A 21410-nucleotide genomic window follows, 5' to 3' on the forward strand; every position below is an offset into this window, starting at 1 on the left:
GGCGTTAGCAACGTCTCAACCCCTCTGAGCAGGTTGATTGCCTAGAATAAGACACGGAGAGACTGAGCAGTACAGGCCAGGATGAGGAGACTGCGTTGGCCACCACGACCGTCCAGAAGACATCGTCATTATTCTCACCTCCCAACGCCCAGCAATGGCATGAGCTCAGTGTTGACCAGACCTTTCAGGCGGTGGAAACCACCGCTGAGGGACTCAGCTCCCAGGAGCACCAACGACGCTTAGAGAAATGTGGCCCCAACGGGTTGCCCACCTCCGACAGCGACGCGTGGTATGTCACCTTGGCCAAACAGTTCCGCTCACCGATGGTGCTCTTTTTGGCCGTCGCCGCGGTGGTGACCGCTGTACTGCAGGAATGGTTCGATGTCCTGGTGATCGTTTTGGTGTTGTTGCTCAACGCCAGTATCGGTTTCTGGCAGGCCCGCAAAGCAGAACGTGATGTCAAAGCCCTGCAAGAACTATCGGCCCCGACCGCGACGGTGATTCGAGCAGGCGAACAGTCGCAGATTCCGGCCAGTGATGTCGTTCCCGGTGATGTGCTGTATCTGGAATCGGGGGACCAGATTGCCGCCGATGTGAGAATTCTGGAGTCTAACGGCCTCCAAGTTGATGAATCCATGCTCACTGGAGAAGCGATGGCGGTGAGCAAACACGACGAGGTCCTTGAGGCCGATATCTCCCTGGGCGACCGCATCAATATGGGCTACTCGGGCACCCTGGTCATTTCAGGCCGGGCCCGCGGTGTGGTGGTCGCCACCGGTACCGATACCGAGCTGGGACACATTGCCGAACTGGTCAGCACAGAATCGGCCAAAACACCGTTGCAGATTCTCACCGACCAGCTGGAACGCAACATCGCCTACGTGATTCTGGGCGTGGCGATCCTGACCTTCATTTCTAGCCTGATCATGGGCACCACGATCGGCGATACCTTCCTGATCACTGTCGCCTTGGTGGTCTCCGCGATGCCCGAAGCGCTACCCATTGTGCTCTCAGTAGCCATGGGCGTCGGTGTGTCTCGTATGGCCAAACACCGTGCGGTCGTTCGCCAACTCCACAGTGTCGAAACCTTGGGATCCACCACCGTGATCGGATCCGATAAAACCGGGACGCTGACGGTCAACCGTATGACCGTCGAACAACTGTGGACTCCAGATGCGGGAACCGTGACCATCAGCGGGGAGAACCGTGAAGAGCTGGAAGATTACACCGCAGCGCAGACGCAGTGCTTGCGCACCGGGGCGCTCACCAACGACGCCGTTCCGGCAGCCGAGGGCGACCGCGACGGTGCGGATGCCGATAGTGAAGGAACCGACAGCGAAGGTTCTCTGCTTGATCTGATCGGTGACGCGGTGGATGTGGCCATGGCGGTGTCTGGGCTCGAATCGGAACAGGTCACGAGCCAGGAGCGGGGTCAAACGCCGATGGCCTCCATGCCCTATGAGCCCGAGCTGGCCTACTCGCAAACCATCCGCACTGATCCGGATGGTACCGCGGTCTTGCATGCCAAGGGTGCTCCTGAAACGATTTTGGATTTCTGCACCGTGGACGAGGAGACCGCCCATAAAGCCCGGAAAGCCGTCTCGGAGATGGCTCACCGCGGGCTGCGCGTGATTGCCACCGCTCACCGCCAGATTGCCGACGACGAACTCGACGAGCTGGTGGAAGAGTTCGAAAACTCTCAGGCTCCGAGACCCACCGGAATGGAACTCAGTGGTCTGCAAGCGATGATGGACCCACCGCGTGGGGGCGTGGAAGACGCTATTGCCCAGTGCCGTGAGGCTGGCGTGCACGTGATGATGATTACCGGTGATCACCCCACCACCGCCGCGGCGATCGCCGACCGGTTGGGTTTGGCCCCGACACAGACCACCAGCTCCCGCCACTCCGAAGCGGAGTCGGTCATCACCGGCACCGAGCTGGCGGAACTGTCTGATCCTGAACTGGTGGAGCGACTGCCACAGATCACCGTCGCTGCCCGCATGTCACCGCAGGACAAACTGCGCGTCGTCAAAGTTCTGCAAGAACAGGACAAAATCGTGGCCATTACCGGTGACGGCGTCAATGACGCGCCGGCGCTGAAAGCCGCCTCGATCGGTGTGGCGATGGGCGAGTCCGGCACCGACGTGGCCCGGGAAGCCTCCGATGTCGTACTCACCGACGACAACTTCGTGACCATCGTCGAGGCGGTGCGCCAGGGGCGCATTACGTTCTCCTCGATTCGTAAAGCCACCTTCTTCCTGCTCTCCAACGGTCTTGCCGCGTTGATCGCGGTCGCCGTCAACACCTTCACCGAGTTACCACTGATCTTCTTGCCGGTGATGTTGCTGTTCATGAACGTGGTGACCAACGGTATTCAGGACATTGCCCTGGCCTTCGAAAAAGGTGAAGGAGACGAACTGGACCAGTCTCCCCGACCACGTTCTGAGGGCGTACTGAACCGCACCATGTGGTTGCGCACGGTGATCACCGGTACCTGGATGGGTGTGGGCACCTTGCTGGTTTACCGGATGGCCCACGAAGCTGGTCTCGAGCTCGACCACTGTCGTACCCTGGCATTGATCACCATGGTGATGTTTAACTTCTTCCAGGTGTTCTCCGCCCGGGCAGAACGTCAATCGGTGTTCCGGCTCAACCCCTTCTCGAACCCGCTCCTGCTCATTTCAGCGCTGGCTGCTCTGGGGTTGCAGTGGTTGGCATCCAGTTGGGAGCCGATCGCGGATCTGATTGGTCTGACCGCCTTGTCGGTCACCGAATGGCTGATGTGCACGGCGATCGGATCGACGGTGCTGTTGATTGTTGAGGGCGAGAAGCTGGTGCGCCGACTGGCACACCGTGGCTCTGCTGACGGTTAGATCACCGCTGAGAACGGTGCGAGCTCGAGGAGCTCGACGAGCCCGTGCCTGAGGAGTCAGTTTCGGCGGAACGGCGACGGACCTGATACAGCCACAAACCCAGGACCGCTCCGGCCAGGGTAAACAGTGCGATGGTCACCAGCGTACCCAGCAGATCCTCGATGATCCGTTGGCCGGTCAGCCACCGGATGCCCTCGACGACCGAGGACGCCACGAGCCCGATGAGAGCGCCGATGATCAGGGCTTTTCTGCTGTTGAGCGTCATCTGTGTTCATCTCCTCTACACGATTGGCCACCGTGACTCCAGCCTACAACTCACCCCATCTGAACCTGAGCTCGCACTACCGGTGCTCACTATGTGGTCACCGGTGGTCATCGGTTTTGACACGACACCAGACCAGGGATTCTACTGAACCGACAGATAGACCGATCTGCACCGCCCGCTGCGTGGTGTCGGACCGGAGACACCTCGTGACTCGAAGGCAGGTACTGTGGCTGAACAAGACCCCAGCACTCAAGAACTCACCCACACCGCACAGGTCAAAGAAGACCGGTCAGCCCGGCTGGCCGTGACGGTTTTCCCAGCCATTATTATTGTGGCTTTTCTCGTGGGGTTCTTCTTCCCCGACCAGACCGCCGGGCTGGGAGAGTTCACCAATATTGCCTTGGGGATCATCATGTTCGCCATGGGACTGACGTTAACCCTGCCGGACTTTGCGCTGGTGGTTAAACGTCCCCTGCCGGTGCTGTTGGGCACTATGGCTCAATACGTGATCATGCCGGTGCTTGCGGTGGGACTGGTGTGGATTTTCCAGCTCCCTGCGGAGTTGGCGGTCGGGGTGATTCTGGTCGGTTGTGCCCCCGGCGGGACCTCCTCGAACGTGATTACCTATTTGGCCAAGGGGGATGTGGCGCTGTCGGTGACGATCACCTCGGTTTCGACCCTGCTGGCCCCGATTATTACCCCGCTGTTGACCCAGTGGCTGGCCGGAGCACTCTTGCCCGTGGATGCCGGGAGCATGGCGTGGTCTATCGTGCAGATGGTGCTGATCCCGATTGTGGCCGGTCTGCTCGTGCGGTGGCTGTTGCGTCAGTGGATCGACAAGATTCTGCCACTTTTACCGTGGGTGAGTGTGCTCGGCATTGCCTACGTGGTGATTGCTGTGGTGTCCGGTTCTGCTGATGCCATCGTCACCGCTGGCTGTTTGGTGCTACTGGCGGTCATCGTGCACAACGGGATTGGTTACCTGCTGGGCTATGGCGCCGCGCGGTTATTTGGCTACCCCTCGCGTGTGGCCCGCACGACCTCGGTCGAGGTCGGGATGCAGAACTCTGGACTGGCCGCAACGCTCGCCGCGTCCCACTTCAACCCCACCGCGGCGCTACCGGCCGCCGTATTCAGTGTTTGGCACAATATTTCTGGCGGATTGCTAGCAGTATTCTTCCGCTGGCGTGCCGCGCAGCACGCCGAACGCTCACTGGACTAGGGGCTTTTCGGAAGATTTCTACTCGATGGTAAGAGCCTGATTGCTGGAGTGGAGACGTTGCTTGCCATCACACCTGGTGTCCGGACACGTGACGATCTTTCCAGCGGTTGAGATCAGTGTGACCGCAGAAACGAGACCAACATGCCTGCTACCCTGCAGGAAAGGCGCCACCGGGTTTGCTCAGCGCACCGGAAAACGCGTCCATCGATCATTCTCGGTACCAGCGTGTTGACCTGTGGGCTTCTGGGTGCCGGTGTGCCCGTGGTGACCGCAATCCCGATCCCGCCCCTGGCTAACACCCCCGTGCAGGATGCACACCACAATGGGGTGGGCACCGCCGACGTGGCTCACCAATTCTCGAGTGCGCCCACACCGAGCCAGGAGTTGCACTGGCCCCAGACACGACCCGATGGTGCGACACAATCCGGACTCGTGGTGCATCACCCTGGCCGGGGAATCCCCGTCGAAGAATTCACAGGATCTCAGCCCCTGGCGTTCCCAGCACGTCACACACGGACACCACGAGCCCAGCCACGGTTCGGGAACGTTTCCAGAATCCCTACCTCGATACCGGCTACATGATGACCCGCGCGCCACGCGCGGGCGAGACTCTGACCGCGATCTTAGATGACTGGGTTGATGAACGTGATGCGACCTCGTCGGAGACGTTGAGGCAGAATTCCCGCCTGCGGATTGGAACGGGTGGTGAGCCCCCGACTACTCCCAGGATCCCTCGGAGAAGTTCCCTATCAGTGCGAAGCACCGATGCATAACTGGGAGCCGGTGACGGTCAAAGCCGGCGGAGATGATGCAAAGACCAATGATATCGGTGATAAACCGGCCCCGAATAGCGCCGTGAAGTACACGCCGGATGCCCCGAAGGACTTCCTGTGACGGTTAATCCGGAGAATGGTGAGGTGACCGCAACGGCAGACAGCACGGTCGAGCCGGGCTCCTATACCGTTCCGATTCAGCGCACCTTTGGTGATGGTCACCCTGATGAACTTCAGGTTAAGGTTATCGTGGCTCAAGTCCCTGTCTACGAGCCCATCACCGTAGCGATGAACGAGGAAGCGACCGTTGCGGTGCCACGCGGAAACGATGGCAACCCGTTGCCCGACGGCACCACCGTCGATGTCGACGGAGAGTGGCCACAGTGGGCCGCACTGCAACAGGATGGTTCCATTGCCGTCGCACCCACCCCACAGAACGCCGAACCGCGGGAGTATACCGTGCCGGTGACGATTACCGTCACGTCTGCGAGCGAGCAGTATGGTCCGGGATATGAGGCGGTCACCACTGCACCGGGTGGAACGGTTGCGGCCCCACAAACCGTCGAGCCGCAACTGCCAGAGGGGACTCGATTTGCAATCGACGAGTCATTTACCGTCCCAGACGACTGGGAGATCTCGCTTGATGAGACCACGGGAACCATCACGTACCGTGCGCCTGAGAACGCCGTGGACGAGGACAAAAGCGGTGGATCCGGAACCGCAACGGAGGGTGCTGCACCGAACAAGCGCCGCTTGGATGAGCAGTCTGGTGCAACTGGCTCTGGTTCGTCCTCAGACGTGGCGACTACCGGTACCGGAAACATCTTGGCCATTGCCGGCCTGGCTGTGGGCTCGATTGTGTGAGGAACCATTTTCGTCCCGGTGCGCAACCGCCGGGTGCACTAAGCGTCACCTGATCGTCGAATAACGACGGCACGGAAGACACACCGCGACGCTGGCCGCGTGGGGAAAGAACCCGGCGCGGCCAGCGTCGTCATAATGTGAGATATTCACGGTAATGAAGGTTTGACGACAGAATATGACGGGTCCTCCACCCGGTGCTTTGACCACTATCAGGGCGATTTTTAAAGTGTCTTTCAGAGTGGGTGGCGGTAGCGGAGGTTGAGACCAAATTCGTTAGACCAACCACTCCTCGAAAACAAGTAGAATACTTTGACAAAGGATCACGAGAACCGGTTCAACAAGCTCTGACTGGCCGGTCGGCAACCCTTTCCGCTGTGACGGGGTGCCTCAGATGATGATCCGGTCTTCAGCACACCGCTGGAGGCAAGCACGGCGTGCCCAGCACTGGCAGACACGCCCTAGTATCAAGGGGGACGTTATGTCTACTACCAGTCACTTTTCTGCCGAAGACTCTGAGGGCCCATGTCAATCCGGGTTTAGTACCCAACAAATTCACGCGGGCCGTATCCCGGATGAATCCATTCGTCCTGTACGCGAACCAGTCTATGTTTCAGCTGCCTTCGGATTCGATTCTTTCGCCCAAGCCCGTGAAGTCTTCGCCCAACGTCAACCTGGACTGACCTATTCCAGAACTGGAAATCCCACGGTTGGATTGCTGGAACGGCGACTTGCCAGCCTGGAAGACGGAGTCGGGGCGGTCGCCACCGCGTCGGGCCAGGCCGCCATCACGCTGAGTGTGCTGGCCCTGGCAGGACGGTCCTCGCAAAGCCCAGACGGTCAACCCCATCCGGAGGCTCCGGCCGGCCACGTGGTGGCTTCAAACCGTATCTATGGTGGCACCGCTGACTTGCTCAACGACAGCCTGGCGGAAGCCGGGATCACCACCACCTGGGTCAATCCGCACGATCCCCAGCAGTGGGAGGAAGCGATCACCGAACGCACGCGGGTCTTTGTGGTCGAATCCATTGCCAACCCACACGCAGACCTGCCGGATATCCCGGCCTTGGCAGAAGTTGCTCACCGGCACGGGGTGGCACTGATTGTCGACAATACCCTGGCGACACCGTATTTGCTCCAACCTGCTCGTCTGGGTGCTGACCTCGTGGTGCACTCGGTGACCAAATACTTGGTCGGAAACGGTTCCTCTCTCGGAGGAGCGGTCATTGTCACGGACAATTTCCATCCCTCACAACGTCCAGAGCTATGGCCACAGCTGACCACACCACGCCCTCGTTTTGGTCCTCAGTCCTTGGTGGAGAAATACGGGGAGGCAGGCTCTGTGCTGCATCTGCTTCGAGCACAGTTGCTCAACGACGTGGGACCGGTGCTATCGGCGTTGAACGCCCAGCAGGCTTTGGAGGGTATTGAAACGCTCGACCTGCGGTTGCCCCGCCACAGCCAGACCGCTACGGAACTCGCTCGTCGACTGGAACAGCACCCCGGTGTGCGTTCGGTGAGCCACCCCTCGCTGGAATCTCACCCGAATAAAGACATTGCGGAACGAGACTTCACGCGGGGGACGGGAGCGGTATTCTCTTTCGAATTGAATACCGATTCTGCCGGTGTTGAGCGGTTTTTCAATTCACTGCAGCTGTTTACCCTGGCGGTCAATCTTGGCGACTCTCGCTCCTTGATCACCCACCCGCTGACCACGACCCACTGTCGCCTTTCGGAGGAGCTTCGCATCGCTGGACAGATCAACGAGACCACCGTGCGACTGGCAGTTGGACGCGAAGATGTCGACGATTTGTGGCACGACGTCAAACAAGGGCTGGACCAGCTTGTTCAAGCAAATCAGCCCGCGTCCGAACAGGTCTGGGCAGATGCAAACACCACTAAGGCAGAAGAATCAGCAAAGGCGGCACTGTCATGACAACTCTTGATCTTCACCACAACATCCCGAGCAAGAAAAACGAAAATCCCACCCCGGGGTTCCGAACCCGAGCCATCCATGCTGGTCAAGACCCGGATCCACTGACCGGAGCGGTGATTCCACCGATCTATCAAACCTCGACGTTTGTGCAACCCGGTGTGGAAACACTACGCGCTGGCTTTGAATATTCCCGCGGCGGTAATCCCACACGGACCGGTCTCGAAGAACAGCTGGCCAAGCTCGAGGCCGGTGCTGCAGCGTTTAGTTTTGCCTCGGGCATGGCTGCTGAAGATGCTCTGTTGCGGGCGGTGCTGAAACCTGGTGCAACCGTTGTCAGCACGGCCGAAACCTACGGTGGTACACACCGACTGCTCACCCAGCTCTACGCTCGGTGGGGAGTTAATACCGTCTTCGTGAGTCCCAGCGAGCAAGACAAGCTCGCTCAGGCGGTGGAAACATACCGTCCTGACGTGGTCTGGTTGGAAACGCCCTCCAACCCGTTGCTGACCGTGGTTGATATCTCTGCCTGGGCAGAAGCAACGCATCAATATGGCGGACTGCTCGTAGTGGATAACACTTTCGCATCACCGGCACTACAACAGCCGATCACTCTCGGTGCGGATCTGGTGATTCACTCAACCACCAAATACATTGGCGGCCATTCAGACGTTTTGGGTGGCGCCATTGTGGTTGGCCAGACGAGCTGGGAAGACAAACCACTAGCCGAGGTCATCGGCTTCCAGCAATTCGCTGCCGGTGCTGTGGCAGGCCCCCAGGACTGTTTCCTCACCTCTCGTGGGTTGAAAACTCTGGGCGTGCGGATGCAACAACACTGTGAAAATGCACGAATCATCGCGGAATGGCTCCAGGATCGGTCCGAGGTCGACCAGGTTTTCTACCCCGGATTGTCTTCCCACCCCACTTACGACATCGCTCGTCGACAAATGAGTGATTCCGGGGGGATTGTGAGCTTCCGATTAAACGGGGGAGAGGCCAAAGCGCGTCAGGTGGCCGAATCCACCGAAACGTTCCTGTTATCGGTCAGCCTCGGTGGCGTCGAGTCGCTCATCTCTCATCCTGCCACCATGACACACGGTTCCACCAAGGGCAGCGAACAAGCTCCGCCCGCTGATGTGGTGCGGCTGTCCGTGGGCATCGAAAACATCGAGGACCTGCTGATCGATCTTGAGCGCGCTCTGCGCAGCTAGTTGGATCCCACAGAGCACAGACCAAGCTCACCAGTAACAGCTCGGGCCCCTCGCAAGCTTGCGACGGGCCCGAGCCGTTGCTGGGCACACTTCGCGAAACACGGGCGCGCCAGCGGTTCTGGGGAGAAAGTTCCGTGTTAATGTTCGTGACCGGGTGATGACCCTTTATGACAGACAGCTGATGTTAACAACGTGATCGGCGTTAGCCTGGTCCAACTAATGTCTCTGCCCAGCGTTTGCTGGTGACGTCTGTTCCGAAGGGTCTGTTGAGCAATGACAACTAGCAAGACAAAAACAGAATTCTCAGTCTTCGAACCGGCGCCGACTCGAGTAGAACCTCCGAAGCCTGATCCGGTTGGTCCGGTACAACGTAACAAGATCAGCATCTTCATTCTATTGGCCATCGGGTTGTTGGCCCTGATCTACAATGTCAACTCCCTCAACGCCGGCATAGAGCAGGGGCTCTACTTCGGCGTGCTCTTTCTCATTGGCCTCGGACTCGGCGTAGCGCTATTTCACTCCCGGTTCGGTTTTACCTCCGCCTGGCGACAGCTGGTAGCTGTCGGCAATGGTAAAGGACTTCGAAATCACGCTCTCTTACTCGGGACAACTGCAACAATCTTTATGTTGCTCTTTACCACCGGGTGGGGAGCCTTCGGCAACGAACCGACGCCCTATGCCGGGACGATCGGGGTAGGGCTTCTCCTAGGTGCCTTTATTTTCGGCATGGGGATGCAATTGGGCGGTGGTTGCGCCTCGGGAACACTTTTTGCCGTGGGCTCCGGACAATCGATGGTGATCCCCACGCTGATTGGCTTTATCGCTGGTTCCATCATCTATACCGCCCCATTTTTCTACCCGTTGGTCTCTGACCTTCCCGGTATGGAACCGGTATTGCTCTCAGACCATGTCGGCTATGTGGGAGGCTGGGCGATCACCATTGCGGTGCTACTTGTTATTGTGGCGATCACGCGCGTTGTCCAGGGCCGTCGCAACCCACCTCCAACCGGAAACCCTCCGACAGCACGTGGTGCTGCTCGAATACTACGAGGCTCATGGCCGATGTGGGTTGGAGCACTGGTGCTCGCGGTGCTCGGCGGGGCCGTGATGTGGGTCTCTGGCGGAATTTGGGGCATTACCAATGCCTTCGCTCTGTGGGGCGCCAAGGTTCTACAGTTCATTGGTTTCCAGCCCGAAACGTGGGAATTCTGGCAACAAGAAAACTGGGCCGCCATGCTGGAGGGTTCAGTGCTTTCCCACAAGAACTCACTGACAAACTTTGGCATCATGATCGGGGCAGCCCTTGCTGCTACGGCGGCCGGGACCTGGGCGTTTGCCCGCAATATCAACTGGAGGCAAGCAGGCATCGCTGTTCTTGGCGGCATCCTGATGGGGATCGGCGCCCGTCTTGCCGAAGGGTGCAATATCGGCGCCTACTTAGGTGGCATTGCCTCGGGATCCGTGTCGGGTTGGCTGTGGGCCGTGGCCGCGTTGGCGGGTACCTGGGCCGGGTTGAAAGCCCGCGCGCTGTTCGGGATGGATAATCCGAAACCGACCGACTCGGTCTGCTGATTCCCGTTTCCCGATTTTCCCGTTCCCCTACGATAACGCGATTCAGCGGTCGTGAGTCGGGCCTTCGTGACTTTGGGGCCAAGCAGTCCGGCCACCTGGAGCGGACGGCGGCTACCAGCGGACTCGTCCGTGCACTCCTCAGCCCCGCACGGTGTACGGCGAGAATCTCAAGACAGGAGCCTCCGAGAGCCCTGCAGGTCGCTGGTACGTGCTAACGACGGCGCTGATGATGACGGCACTCGTGTGCGGTGGGCTGACGGGTACGGGACACAGGGCGAGGAACCGACAGCAGAAGACCTCCGGTGACTAACGGAATCTGAGATCCGCATCGTGGTGGCCGGAGGTCTTTCAGCTATTGCGGTATTGGGTGTCGCTGGCGTTGCTAGTGTCCTGCCCCAAGAGGTTCAACAGCCTTGAGCAACGAGGCGGTGTATTCTTCTTGCGGGTTAGCAAACACCTCTTGGGTGGTGCCGGTCTCGACAATTTTGCCCTGGTTCATCACCGCGACGCGGTGTGCTAGTCGGCGTACGACAGCCAGGTCATGGGTGATGAACAAATAGGTCAATTCGTGTTCGGCTTGCAGATCCAACATCAGGTCCAACACCTGTTCCTGGACCGAAACATCCAGGGCTGAGACCGGCTCATCGCAGACCACAAAGTCGGGGGATAAGGCCAAGGCCCGTGCAATCGCGACGCGTTGACGCTGACCGCCAGACAGCTCCCTGGGCAATCTGGACCCAAACGTGGCGGGTAACCCGACTTGGTCGAGCAGTGTCTCGGCCGTGGCACGACGCTCGGCGCGGTTGCCGACTTTGAAAGCGCGCAGGGGCTCGGTGATGATCTGCTCCAGGCTCCAGCGAGGGTTTAATGACGCAAACGGATTCTGGTAGATCAACTGCGCCCGGCGGCGCAACTGTCGCCAACGACGTCCCGACAGGTTATGAACGGGTTCCCCGTCGAAGGTCACGGTCCCCTCGGTCGGAGTATCCAAACCGAGTACCAATCGTGCGGTGGTAGATTTACCGGACCCCGATTCACCCACGAGTGCCAGTGTCTCACCGCGCCGGATCACGAAATCAATGCCGTCAACGGCGTTGGTACGCAATGTTGAGGCGTCATGGCGCCGTGACGTGGCCTTCGGCTGGGCGAAATGGCGTTTCAGTCCGCGGACCTGGACCAGGACTTCGGTTTCGACCTCCAGTGGGGGACGGATATGTGTCGAGCGGTGTAATGAATCAGCCGCAGTCACCAGACGCTGGGTGTAGCTGTGCGTGGGGGTATTGAGGATGGTTCCGGTGTCTCCGATTTCCACCACGTTTCCGTGGTGCATCACCACGGTGGTCTCGGTGCGTTGCGCAGCGACTGCCAAATCGTGGGTGATGAGCACCAAGGCGATGTCTCGCTCACTGATGATGGAATCCAGCAGGTCCAAGATCTTACGCTGCACCGTGGCATCCAGAGCGGAGGTGGGCTCATCCGCGATGAGCAGATCCGGCTCGGGAGCCAAGGCAATAGCAATGAGGACGCGTTGCCGCATACCACCCGAGAGTTGATGTGGGTACTGGTCAAAACGGGTCTCTACCGCATCGAGCCCTACCTGGTCGAGCAACTCCAGAGCGCGTTGACGGGCAAGAGCCTTCGGCACCTTCTGGTGGGCGCGAATGGCCTCAATGAGTTGATGGCCAATGGTGTAGACCGGGTTGAGGCTGACACCGGGATCCTGAGGGATCAATCCGATCTTTTGACCACGGAGTCGTTGCCAGGCTCGATCAGAGCTCAGCGCGACGGGGGTATCGCCCCAGGAAAGTTTGCCGTCACGAATGGAGGCTTCCGGCGGGAGCAACCCGAGCAAGGACAGAGCCAAGGTGGACTTGCCGGACCCGGACTCGCCTACCACGGAGATTCTCTGTCCGGGGCAGACAGCAAAATCGATGCCGTGTAGGGCCGGTGTGGTGGAGGACCCGGATCGATAATCGACTTTCAGTCCTTCCAACTGAAGCAACGGTGTCGTTGGCTTCGGGGCGCTCGACGAGGCATTTTCAAGCAGAACGGTCATGGGAATCAAACCCCCTTTCGCGCGGAAATCCGGCGGGCAATGACGTGGACGGAGAGCACAGTAGCAGCTACCACCAGGCCTGGTAGTAGCGTCAACCAGCTAGCACTGTAGAGATAGTTGCGGCCCTCAGAGACCAGGGCTCCCCACTCAGGTGCCGGCTTGGGAGCACCGAAGCCCAGGAAGCTCAAGGCGGAGACCGCTAGGATGGCGTTGCCGAATTCCAACACGGCCAGCGCGATGATGGGTCCGGAAGCATTGGGCAACACGTGTCGTACCAGGATGCTGAATCGACTGGAGCCGACGGAACGGGCCGCATCAACATAGTCTGCACCCGAGACTTTGAGGCTCTCGGACCGTGCGATGCGAGCGAAGGTTGCCACGGACCCCACAGCGACAGCAATGGCAACATTCAACGAGCCGAAACCGAGTGCGGAAATCAACGCGAGTGAGAGGAGCAACGAAGGAATCGCCAAAAGGACATCCACGATGCGCATGATGACCTGGTCGACTTTACCTGCCAGGAATCCAGAGAGCACTCCGAAGAAGCTTCCGCTCACGAAGGCGATGACAACGGCCATCAGGGCGGTCTGCAGTGACAGTGAAGTACCGTGGACTACGCGGGTGAACAAATCTCGGCCGAGTTGATCGGTACCGAACCAATGGGCCAGGCTGGGCGACTGTAGCACGTTATTGGTATCACCTTGGTAAGGATCACCGGGAGCCAGGACCCCGGGGAAGAAGGCCGCGATCACCACGAGGGCCAAGAATACACCGGCCAGGATCAGCCCGATTCGAGACGTGATGGATTTTGGCGAGAATTGTGGTGGTCGGTTGTGTTGAGATCGTTGTGCGATGGTGGGTTCTGCGGACGATCGGGGCAGTCGAGCAGAGAGTGTTTGAGTCATGATGAGTTTCCCGTTCTCTTAGGCGAAACGACGGCCAAGTCGTACTCGAGGATCGATCGCTGGCAACACCAGGTCCACCAGCAGATTCACGGTGACAAAGACGACAGCTGCTAAGACGACAATGCCTTGAACCACCGGAAGATCCTGAGTGGAAACAGCCTGAACCGTCAGCTGTCCGACACCGGGACGTGAGAACACCGTTTCAACGATGACTGACCCGGCTAGTAAACCGCCGGCGACCAGTCCCACCATCGATAGGGCCGGGACCAGTGAGGTTTGGGCCACATGGCGCAGGTGCACGGTAAACCGGTTGAGTCCCTTTGCCCGCGCTGTATTGACGTAGGACTCTGCCGAGCTTCTTTCCAGGCTGGATGCAAAAACCTGGCAGATCACCGCGCCAATCGGAAGGCTGAGTGTTATCGCCGGAAGAATGATTCCGGCCAGGTTCGCCCCACCCAATGCAGGTAGCCAACCCAACTGGAAACTGAAAACCTGAATGAGTAACAAACCAATGAAGAAGGTGGGTAAAGAGATGGCCAAGGGAGGCAACGACAACAATAGGTTCTTCAACCAGGTGATGTTCGTATAGGTGGCGAGCATGGCAATTGCTGCGCCCAACACTACGGCGAGTAACAACGCGACCCCCGCTAATTGCGCGGTGGAGGGGATGACCTCGGCGATCGCTGTGGAGACCGGTTGACCGGTTCGCATCGATTCACCGAAATCACCAGTGATGGCGGCACCAAGACGGTTGAAGTATTGGACGATGAGCGGATCGTTGAAACCATAGGCTTCTCGGTACGTTGCGAGTGTCTCTTCATCCACGGCACTCGGGTCGCCACCACCAGCGGCCATGGCCAGCACAGGGTCGCCGGGAATCATGTAGAGAATAATGAAACTGACTGTATAGGCTGCCCACAAAACGAGCAGCGCCATCAGGACTCGGATGCCAACGTAACGGGCCATCAGTCCTCACCTCGATTCAAAGTCACGTCGTACAGACGAATTCGTCGATCTGAATCAAATCGCAGCCCGGATACCTCAGCGGAGGTGGCCATGACGTTGGTGTGATCGATAACTGGAATGGATGTGTAGTCCTCAATCAGTGCTTTTTGAGCTTGGTGGATGGCTTCTTCCCGTGCTTCGGGGTCCAGGGTTGTGGCCTGAAGGGAAAGAGCTTCATCGGTGTGATATCCCTCCGGCAGATGAGAGGTATTTGCCAGACGAGAGTCGAAGACAGTCCGGAGAATGTCGGCATCAGAACGGGTAGTGTTGAACCAATCGAGGTGGTAATTGCCCTCGGCCACTTTGGCCGTCCACTGGGCGGGGGTCCCCTCATCTAGTTCTGCGGCGATACCGACTTCTGAGAGTTGCTGTTGGATCAACTCCACCGAACCCGAGTTCGTAGCGGTGATGGCTGACCAGGTGAAATCAAGTTCCAGGCGTTCGCCGTCACGAACCAGGATGCCATCGTCACCAGGGGTGAAGCCGGCCTCCGCCAGTAGCTGCCGTGCTCTTTCAGGGTCGTAGCGTAGCTCTTCGGAGAAATCACTGTGGCCCGGAGTGGTCGACGACAAGATACTCGTGGCTGCGGGAGCCCCATCAGGGTAAACGACCTCGGCCACTTGTTCCCGGTTAATAGCCAGCGAGATGGCTTCGCGCACAGCATGCTCTTGAATCACCGGACTGTCGTGGTTCAGTCGAAGCGACATCGGTACTCCGGGAACGGTCAGTGTGTGCAAGGTGGCATCGGTTTGTTCGATAGCGGGAATATCCTGTGGCGCCACGCTTCCAATAGCATCAACCTGCTCTGACTGCAAGAGCCCGGCGCGTACTCCAGATTCCTGAACGACGGTAAAGCTCACCCCGGAAATCTTGGGTGCCGAACGGTTTTCGTATAGAGGCGAACCCCAGTCGTAATCCTCCCTGGCGACCAGGTTAATTCCTTCATTAGGGCGGTAGGAATCCAAGACAAATGCACCGGACCCGATAACCCCTTGGCAACGTTCATCATCCGAGAGCTCGATGGACTCCGAAGCCAGCAACCCCAGGTTGTGGGTGGACGTGGCTTGTAGAAATTGCGCATTTGGTTCGGAGAACTTCACCACAAATTCGTGGTCGTTGACGATCTCGGTGTCCTCGTAATTCTCCAGATAGCTTCGCGCAATATTTCCGCGTGGACCGAACTCGAGAATTCGTTCAAAATTGGCTTTGACGACCTCAGAAGTCACAGGCTCACCATTAGAAAAGGTCACTCCGGGGCGCAGGGTGAATGAGAACTCGGTAGCTTGGTCGTTGACTTCCCAGTCAGTAGCTAGCCAGGGGACGATTTCACCGGTCTCAGGGTCCTGGTCCGTGAGTGAATCTACCAAGTGACGTGTGGAAAACACCGCATCATTCAGAATGAGTTGCTGAGGATCAGCGCAACCAGCGTCCGAACCAACCGCTATGTGTAAAACGTTCTCCTCGTCCACTTCCGCGGCGGGGGAAAATTCCAGGCCAGTTCCACTGCTGCAACCAGTGAAGGCGAATAGGGCCGTTGCAACAAGGGCTAGTGAGCGGACGCCATGACGTGAGGACCGTGCGTGACGCTGCTTCATGAGACATTCACCCCTTGCCGGAAAGTTGCCCGGCCGGTCGTGGCCGGATCCCACGTTGTGGGCAGACCGAGTAGTTCACGTAACGTTGCGCCCTCTGGGTAGTCGGTGCGTAGAGCACCCCGCTCTTGGAGTAACGGAACAACGCGGTCGATGAAAGGCACGAGTCCGGTCGGGCTCAGATGTGGTGCCAGAATGAATCCGTCGCTGACATGGGTTTCCACAGTCTCAATCATTTCGGACGCCACGGTTTCAGGGCTTCCGACGAAGGTCTGCCGCGACTGGGTGGCAATCACTGTTTCGCGCAGGTTCAGATTGCGCGCCTCAGCGATGTCCCGTAGCTTCTGCACGGTCGCGAACCGGTCGTCATGCCTGACCTCACTGCGACCCTTACTGATGGTGGTTTCACCGACCACCGGGTCCACATCAGGAAGTGGGCCCTCGGGATCGAACTCTGAAAGCTCTCGGTTCCAAATCTGTTCCAGCAACAGGATGGCGGTCTGACCGCTGACCTGCTGAGCCCGAATCGTCGCAGCCAGTTCTTCTGCTTCTTCATCGGTATCTGCCACAACAACGGAAGTACCCGGCAGGATCTTGACAGATTCGGGATCACGGCCGGCCTGTCGCACCCGCTCGGAGAGTTCATGGTAGAACTGTCGGCTGTCTTCGTTATCAGTGTGCAAAGTGAAAATAGCATCGGCGTTACCGGCCGCGAAGTCTTGACCCTGAGCGGATTTTCCGGCCTGGAAGATCAACGGACGCCCCTGAGGGGAACGGGGGAGCGGGAACTCGCCGTGAATATCGAACTGATCGTTGGTGACGTTCACACGTTCCCGCTCGGACTCGACATCTTTCCAGCTTGCCCAGAAACGATTGGCAACATCCAGAGCCTGAGAAGCCCGCACATAGCGGTCCGCCCGGTCGAGGTAACCGCCACGACGGAAGTTGGCGCCGTGGAAGGAATCGGAGGTGGTGACAATATTCCAACCAGCTCGCCCGTTGGAGACATAGTCCAAGGTTGAAAATTGCCGAGCCACCTCATAGGGCTCATTGAAGGTGGCGTTAATAGTCCCGACCAGTCCAATGTGGTCGGTCACCGAGGCCAAGGCTGCCAAGATCGGCAACGTGTCGGGGCGACCAACGACATCCAGGTCGTGGATCAGACCCCGGTTTTCGCGCAGTCGGAGCCCTTCGGCCAAGAAAATGAAGTCCAGGCGACCACGCTCGGCTTCGGCGGCGAACTTCTCAAAAGACTCGAACTCAATGTGGCTTCCAGACTCCGGATCGGACCACACGGTGTGATGATTCACCCCGGGGAAGTGTGCCCCAAGGATGATCTGGCGAGGGGAAGAGTGATTCTGCTGATTCGTCATGAGTGTCTCCTGGGGGAGGTTAGTGAGCGGAAGCGGACGAGGAAGCTGAGGCGTACCGGTTTGCGGGACGACCAAGTCCGAACCGGGCCCGCAATGGAGCGGCATTGTTATCGGCTGGGTGATCTTGGAGTGTCTCCACGACAGATTTCAGGTGCTGCTCGATCACAGCAAGGTCGTGCTGGTTCTGGGCAGGCCAAAGCCGGACGCCATCAACCCCGGCGGCCTTGACCTGGTCGAGGCGTTCACTGAGGTGCTCTGGAGTACCGATGACGACCTCATCGGCCTGAGAAGGATTAAGGGTCTGGACCTCGTTGAGGCGTTGCCAGCGTGCGAGCGCCTCTGACTCGTCTGGATCAACCGCAAAGTACACATCGGCCACGACCTTCGGCGGCGCGTTCTTGTCACGACCGTGCTGGTCGGACAGCGTTGTAATCCTTTCGTGGAGTGAGGTCAACTTCTCCGGGGCCGAGGTGCCGGTGAAGATCACGTCGGCAGCGCGCACTGCAGTGTTCAGCACCTCTTCGCTGGTACCTGCAATGGTGACCAGTGGCTGGCCTTGCGGTGGCCGGGGAACGATAGAGGGGCCTTTGATGGAGAAGAAGTCTCCTTCGAAGTCCACGTAGTGGAGCTTGTCGCGGTCGATGAATCGTCCGGTGGCTACATCGCGAATCTCGGCGTCGTCTTCCCACGAATCCCACAGACCGCGCACGACCTCGATGACGTCGCGGGCTTCAGCATAAAGCGAGGCCTCATCGTCGTAGGCGCGTCCTCGTCCCACTAGCAGCGTTTCGGCTTCGGTGGCTGAGACTGCAACCTGCCAGCCAGCGCGACCGTGACTGACATAGTCAAGCGTGGCAAGATTATTCGAGACGTGGAAGGGCTCGGTATGGGTGGTGGTCAGCGTCGGGATCAGGCCGATCTTCTCGGTGCGGGGCGCCAACCACGAGGCCAGCAACGACGTATCGAATCCCGGGCGGGTGGCGTCATTGAACGCATCCTCGAGGGTCACGAATCCGGCCCCCAGGTTCTCAGCCTGACGCACGAGGTCTTCCCACGCTGTGATGGAGAAGTTATCGGCAAGAGCCTGCTGGCTCCGGATGGCTGCGGGGTGGAAACCCCCTCGATCCAGCGCAACTCCGATGACGAAGTGGGAGGTTTCGGGTGTGGCACGTGACATGATTCTCCTTAAACACACTTGCCGAATGGGCCTTGTCTTCACCTGGAGCACCCCACTGTGTAAGAGATTGTGGTCGATCTCCAGAGAGAGGGTTGCTGTCCGATCAGCCAGGGCTTGAAATCGGATCTCGTGACAATAAATTCTCGGTGGTGGTTGGGTAGTTGATGGGCTGGGATGGGTGGTCAGGGGTAGCCGGAGGGCAACGGGGAAGCTATTGCCAGGCCTCAGCCAACAGCTGGAAGCTACGCAGGCGGGCTTCCGGGTCGTGGGTAATGGTCGAGATCAGCAATTCGTCGGCTTGTGTAGCGGCCTGTAGCGCCTTGAGTTTCTCGACCACCTGGTGCGGGTCCCCCACGTAGCGGGTCGTCGTCCGGTCGCGGACCAGGGGTTGCTGTTCGGCGGTGAGCTGGTTTTGTGCAGCGGTATCGGGTGAAGGATATGTGATAGCGCCTTGACCGCTACGGATGCTGTAGACCCACTGGTCGTAACCAGCTGCCAAGGTGTCAGCCTCGGAGGTGGTATCGGCCACCAAAACTTCAGCGGAGACGATGGTGTATGGGGCATCGAGGTCTTCGCTGGGTTGGAAGCGCTCGCGGTAGTCCGCCAGAGCTTCCAGAGTATGGGTGGGGGCTACGTGATAATTCGCACCAAACCGTAGTCCCTTTTCTGCGGCCAGTTGCGAGGAGTCACCGGCGTTGGTACCCAAAATCCAAATCTCCGGAGAACCCACATCCGCGGTGGCATTCGAGATCGGTTCGCCATGTACTACGGCGCGGTCATGGAACAAATCCAGTAATTGATCGAGGTACTCATCATAGAAGCGAGGCTCCGCGCCGGGCTGATGCAATAGGGCCTGCTGAGCGGTAGCACGCGGTGAGCCAAAGAGGTGAGACAAATCGGGGGAAGCGGGGATAAACACGCCGTTGTCGGTCTCGTAGTCGTCTGACTGCTGCTTAGCCTCATCTTTCTTCTCTTGTTTGGCAGCTTCGGCCTCGGTGCGCTTCTTTTTAGGGCCCTTCAACCCGGCACGTCCCAAGCCGAGGTCAATTCGTCCCGGAAAGGCCGCTTCAAGCAGGCTGAATTCTTCTGCCACCGAGAAAGGAGTGCGGTGACCGGTCAGAACCGTTCCGGAACCAAACCGCAAGGTTCCGGTTTCACTGGCCAACAAGGCGATGGTCAGGGCAGGGGAGTAGCCCAACATCCCTGGGTTCAGGTGGTGCTCCCCGTACCACAAGCGGTGATAGCCGGCTTCTTCAATGCCACGAGCAAAGGCTCGAGCATGATCAATACCTTCGGCAGGGGTATACCCTTCAGAGAGCGGTACCAAATCGAAAGCGCTAAGCCGGACTGTCATCAGATCACTTCCCGTTTTCCCATTGACGTTGGTTGATAGAGGAACGATTAACCATTCTTCAGATAGGGAAGGCTGGGACCTAGTCGAGGTCAAAGCACTGACACATTCGTCCGTTCATCTCTGGCGCGACGGTTTCCCCTGTCATATATTTCGTGTCCTTGACGCAGTGTTACACGTACCAGGCCACGCTCAACAGGCGGCCCGTCGCGAGAGGGCCGGTACGACAGGTGGCTCCCACCCAGGGTGTTGCGCCACGTCGGGACATGGTGGTCGATGCCTCATGAGGTACCCTGCTCTGGGACGAGAGAGCGAGAGGGTGGGAGGTAACGATTGCACCGGATGGATCAGATCGTGGTCCTGTCGCGGGCGTGATGCAGGAGGAGTAAGTCGGTGGGCACCAGCGCCCAGACCATGACGGAGACTCAGAGCCACACGGAAGCTGGCAGTCAATAGGCACAAACAACCCAGCGTGGAGGCGGGCCTGGTGGCTTTAAAGCTGTGGGTAGACGGTGGATTTGCCGTGTCCGCCGGATATGACAACGGCACCTGTTTGACGTGTGGCCAAACGAGGTGCCGACTTAGAGTGCGCCCCGTGGGACTCGAACCCACAACCTATTGATTAAGAGTCAAGTGCTCTACCAGTTGAGCTAGAGGCGCAGAACTAGATGCGCGTTTCGCACGAGGAACTACTCTAGCAGAGGAGTTTATCGATTGTTAAATCTGAGCGGTGTGACGATCACGACCTCTTGTTCAGCCTACTGATCTTGCTTGCGCTTGTAGAGCTCATCGAGCTGGTCCATCAGTTCGGTCATGAACTCGTGAAAGTCCTCCGAATCATCGAACTGCTCGAGAGCCACGCTGTGCCCGGCACCGAGAGGAACCTCGGGGTCTCCCACCACATCAAAATGTGCGCGATGGCCGGTCACAGTGGTGACTCCGTACCCAGCACCCGAATCAGACACCATGGCTACATTCGACAGGTCAATGGTCAGGATGTCTTCTCGGTCGGCCTCGGTGTGCACCCCAAAGGCTTCGACCTCTTCGGTGACGATCGGCAGCAATACCATCTCTAAAGGCTGGCGACGATAGCCGATCACGAAGGCCGGTCCGGTCGCGACCGGGTGGGCATAAATCAGGTTGTAATCGCCGTAGTTAAAAATTGTGGCTTCAAAGAGCAAACGCAGGCGCTGCTTCAGCGCCGCAGACGAGGAAGAGCCCTGCTTGAGGTGTGCCATCAT

The 21410-nt window shown here is 58.7% G+C and carries 16 protein-coding genes, 1 tRNA gene and 2 riboswitches; of the genes, 7 read left to right on the plus strand and 10 right to left on the minus strand.

The window, feature by feature from the left end:
• Positions 1-95 precede the first annotated feature (95 nt).
• Complete coding sequence (locus DCC25_RS01155) at positions 96-2873, plus strand: HAD-IC family P-type ATPase (protein WP_110100308.1); 2778 nt, start codon at positions 96-98, stop codon at positions 2871-2873.
• A gap of 1 nt (position 2874) precedes the next feature.
• Here the strand turns inward: DCC25_RS01155 and DCC25_RS01160 are convergent, their stop codons facing one another.
• Positions 2875-3138: a hypothetical protein gene (locus DCC25_RS01160; protein WP_110099748.1), complete on the minus strand. Its 264-nt coding sequence runs from the start codon at positions 3136-3138 to the stop codon at positions 2875-2877.
• Between the two features lie 226 nt (positions 3139-3364).
• On the opposite strand from DCC25_RS01160, the gene DCC25_RS01165 reads away from it, so the two are divergent.
• From DCC25_RS01165 to DCC25_RS01185, 6 genes are all read left to right on the plus strand, one after another.
• Positions 3365-4360 (plus strand): bile acid:sodium symporter family protein, encoded by a 996-nt coding sequence (locus DCC25_RS01165; RefSeq protein ID WP_110100309.1) that lies wholly within the window; start codon positions 3365-3367, stop codon positions 4358-4360.
• 765 nt (positions 4361-5125) lie between these two features.
• Positions 5126-5254 carry a hypothetical protein gene (locus DCC25_RS11715; RefSeq protein WP_255410735.1) on the plus strand — a complete coding sequence of 43 codons (129 nt, stop codon included), beginning with the start codon at positions 5126-5128 and terminating at the stop codon, positions 5252-5254.
• Positions 5251-5997, plus strand: coding sequence for a Rib/alpha-like domain-containing protein (locus tag DCC25_RS01170; RefSeq protein WP_110100310.1), 747 nt, complete (start codon positions 5251-5253; stop codon positions 5995-5997). The genes DCC25_RS11715 and DCC25_RS01170 overlap by 4 nt, the downstream gene beginning before the upstream one ends.
• A gap of 318 nt (positions 5998-6315) precedes the next feature.
• Positions 6316-6433, plus strand: a riboswitch (SAM riboswitch).
• A 42-nt stretch (positions 6434-6475) separates the two neighbouring features.
• Complete coding sequence (locus DCC25_RS01175) at positions 6476-7930, plus strand: O-acetylhomoserine aminocarboxypropyltransferase/cysteine synthase family protein (RefSeq protein WP_110100311.1); 1455 nt, start codon at positions 6476-6478, stop codon at positions 7928-7930.
• Positions 7927-9138, plus strand: a complete 1212-nt coding sequence (locus DCC25_RS01180) for a cystathionine gamma-synthase (RefSeq protein ID WP_110100312.1) — start codon at positions 7927-7929, stop codon at positions 9136-9138. Before DCC25_RS01175 ends, DCC25_RS01180 begins: the two co-directional genes overlap by 4 nt.
• A gap of 273 nt (positions 9139-9411) precedes the next feature.
• A complete protein-coding gene (locus tag DCC25_RS01185) occupies positions 9412-10710 on the plus strand; it encodes a YeeE/YedE family protein (protein ID WP_110100313.1) in 1299 nt (432 codons plus the stop codon).
• A 382-nt stretch (positions 10711-11092) separates the two neighbouring features.
• Here the strand turns inward: DCC25_RS01185 and DCC25_RS01190 are convergent, their stop codons facing one another.
• From DCC25_RS01190 to DCC25_RS01230, 9 genes are all read right to left on the minus strand, one after another.
• Positions 11093-12766, minus strand: coding sequence for an ABC transporter ATP-binding protein (locus DCC25_RS01190; protein ID WP_110100314.1), 1674 nt, complete (start codon positions 12764-12766; stop codon positions 11093-11095).
• Positions 12767-12771: 5 nt separating this feature from the next.
• Entirely contained in the window at positions 12772-13671 is a 900-nt protein-coding gene (locus DCC25_RS01195; RefSeq protein ID WP_110099740.1) for an ABC transporter permease, read from the minus strand.
• 18 nt (positions 13672-13689) lie between these two features.
• Complete coding sequence (locus DCC25_RS01200; protein WP_110100315.1) at positions 13690-14637, minus strand: ABC transporter permease; 948 nt, start codon at positions 14635-14637, stop codon at positions 13690-13692.
• The gene (locus DCC25_RS01205) at positions 14637-16061 is read right to left on the minus strand and encodes an ABC transporter substrate-binding protein (protein ID WP_158524697.1); all 1425 of its coding nucleotides are present in this window, start codon (positions 16059-16061) and stop codon (positions 14637-14639) included. The genes DCC25_RS01200 and DCC25_RS01205 overlap by 1 nt, the downstream gene beginning before the upstream one ends.
• Positions 16062-16267: 206 nt before the next feature.
• Positions 16268-17641, minus strand: coding sequence for an NtaA/DmoA family FMN-dependent monooxygenase (locus DCC25_RS01210; RefSeq protein ID WP_110100317.1), 1374 nt, complete (start codon positions 17639-17641; stop codon positions 16268-16270).
• Positions 17642-17660: 19 nt separating this feature from the next.
• A complete protein-coding gene (locus DCC25_RS01215; protein WP_110100318.1) occupies positions 17661-18818 on the minus strand; it encodes an LLM class flavin-dependent oxidoreductase in 1158 nt (385 codons plus the stop codon).
• 9 nt (positions 18819-18827) lie between these two features.
• A riboswitch (SAM riboswitch) is annotated at positions 18828-18953 on the minus strand.
• Between the two features lie 76 nt (positions 18954-19029).
• Positions 19030-20172, minus strand: coding sequence for an LLM class flavin-dependent oxidoreductase (locus DCC25_RS01220; protein WP_110100319.1), 1143 nt, complete (start codon positions 20170-20172; stop codon positions 19030-19032).
• Between the two features lie 584 nt (positions 20173-20756).
• Positions 20757-20829, minus strand: a tRNA-Lys gene (locus DCC25_RS01225).
• Positions 20830-20927: 98 nt separating this feature from the next.
• Positions 20928-21410, minus strand: coding sequence for a hypothetical protein (locus tag DCC25_RS01230; protein ID WP_233242775.1), 483 nt, complete (start codon positions 21408-21410; stop codon positions 20928-20930).

Origin of the sequence: Auritidibacter sp. NML120636 (genome assembly GCF_003185945.1) — a bacterium.
Lineage (GTDB): Bacteria > Actinomycetota > Actinomycetes > Actinomycetales > Micrococcaceae > Auritidibacter > Auritidibacter ignavus.

Excerpts from the sequence above, each read along its gene's own strand:
- DCC25_RS01160 (WP_110099748.1), bottom strand. The coding sequence starts at position 3,138 with ATGACGCTCAACAGCAGAAAAGCCCTGATCATCGGCGCTCTCATCGGG.
- DCC25_RS01200 (WP_110100315.1), bottom strand. The coding sequence starts at position 14,637 with ATGGCCCGTTACGTTGGCATCCGAGTCCTGATGGCGCTGCTCGTTTTG.
- DCC25_RS01190 (WP_110100314.1), bottom strand. The coding sequence starts at position 12,766 with ATGACCGTTCTGCTTGAAAATGCCTCGTCGAGCGCCCCGAAGCCAACG.
- DCC25_RS01220 (WP_110100319.1), bottom strand. The coding sequence starts at position 20,172 with ATGACAGTCCGGCTTAGCGCTTTCGATTTGGTACCGCTCTCTGAAGGG.
- DCC25_RS01215 (WP_110100318.1), bottom strand. The coding sequence starts at position 18,818 with ATGTCACGTGCCACACCCGAAACCTCCCACTTCGTCATCGGAGTTGCG.
- DCC25_RS01210 (WP_110100317.1), bottom strand. The coding sequence starts at position 17,641 with ATGACGAATCAGCAGAATCACTCTTCCCCTCGCCAGATCATCCTTGGG.
- DCC25_RS01180 (WP_110100312.1), top strand. The coding sequence starts at position 7,927 with ATGACAACTCTTGATCTTCACCACAACATCCCGAGCAAGAAAAACGAA.
- DCC25_RS11715 (WP_255410735.1), top strand. The coding sequence starts at position 5,126 with ATGCATAACTGGGAGCCGGTGACGGTCAAAGCCGGCGGAGATGATGCA.
- DCC25_RS01230 (WP_233242775.1), bottom strand. The coding sequence starts at position 21,410 with ATGATGGCACACCTCAAGCAGGGCTCTTCCTCGTCTGCGGCGCTGAAG.
- DCC25_RS01175 (WP_110100311.1), top strand. The coding sequence starts at position 6,476 with ATGTCTACTACCAGTCACTTTTCTGCCGAAGACTCTGAGGGCCCATGT.
- DCC25_RS01195 (WP_110099740.1), bottom strand. The coding sequence starts at position 13,671 with ATGACTCAAACACTCTCTGCTCGACTGCCCCGATCGTCCGCAGAACCC.
- DCC25_RS01185 (WP_110100313.1), top strand. The coding sequence starts at position 9,412 with ATGACAACTAGCAAGACAAAAACAGAATTCTCAGTCTTCGAACCGGCG.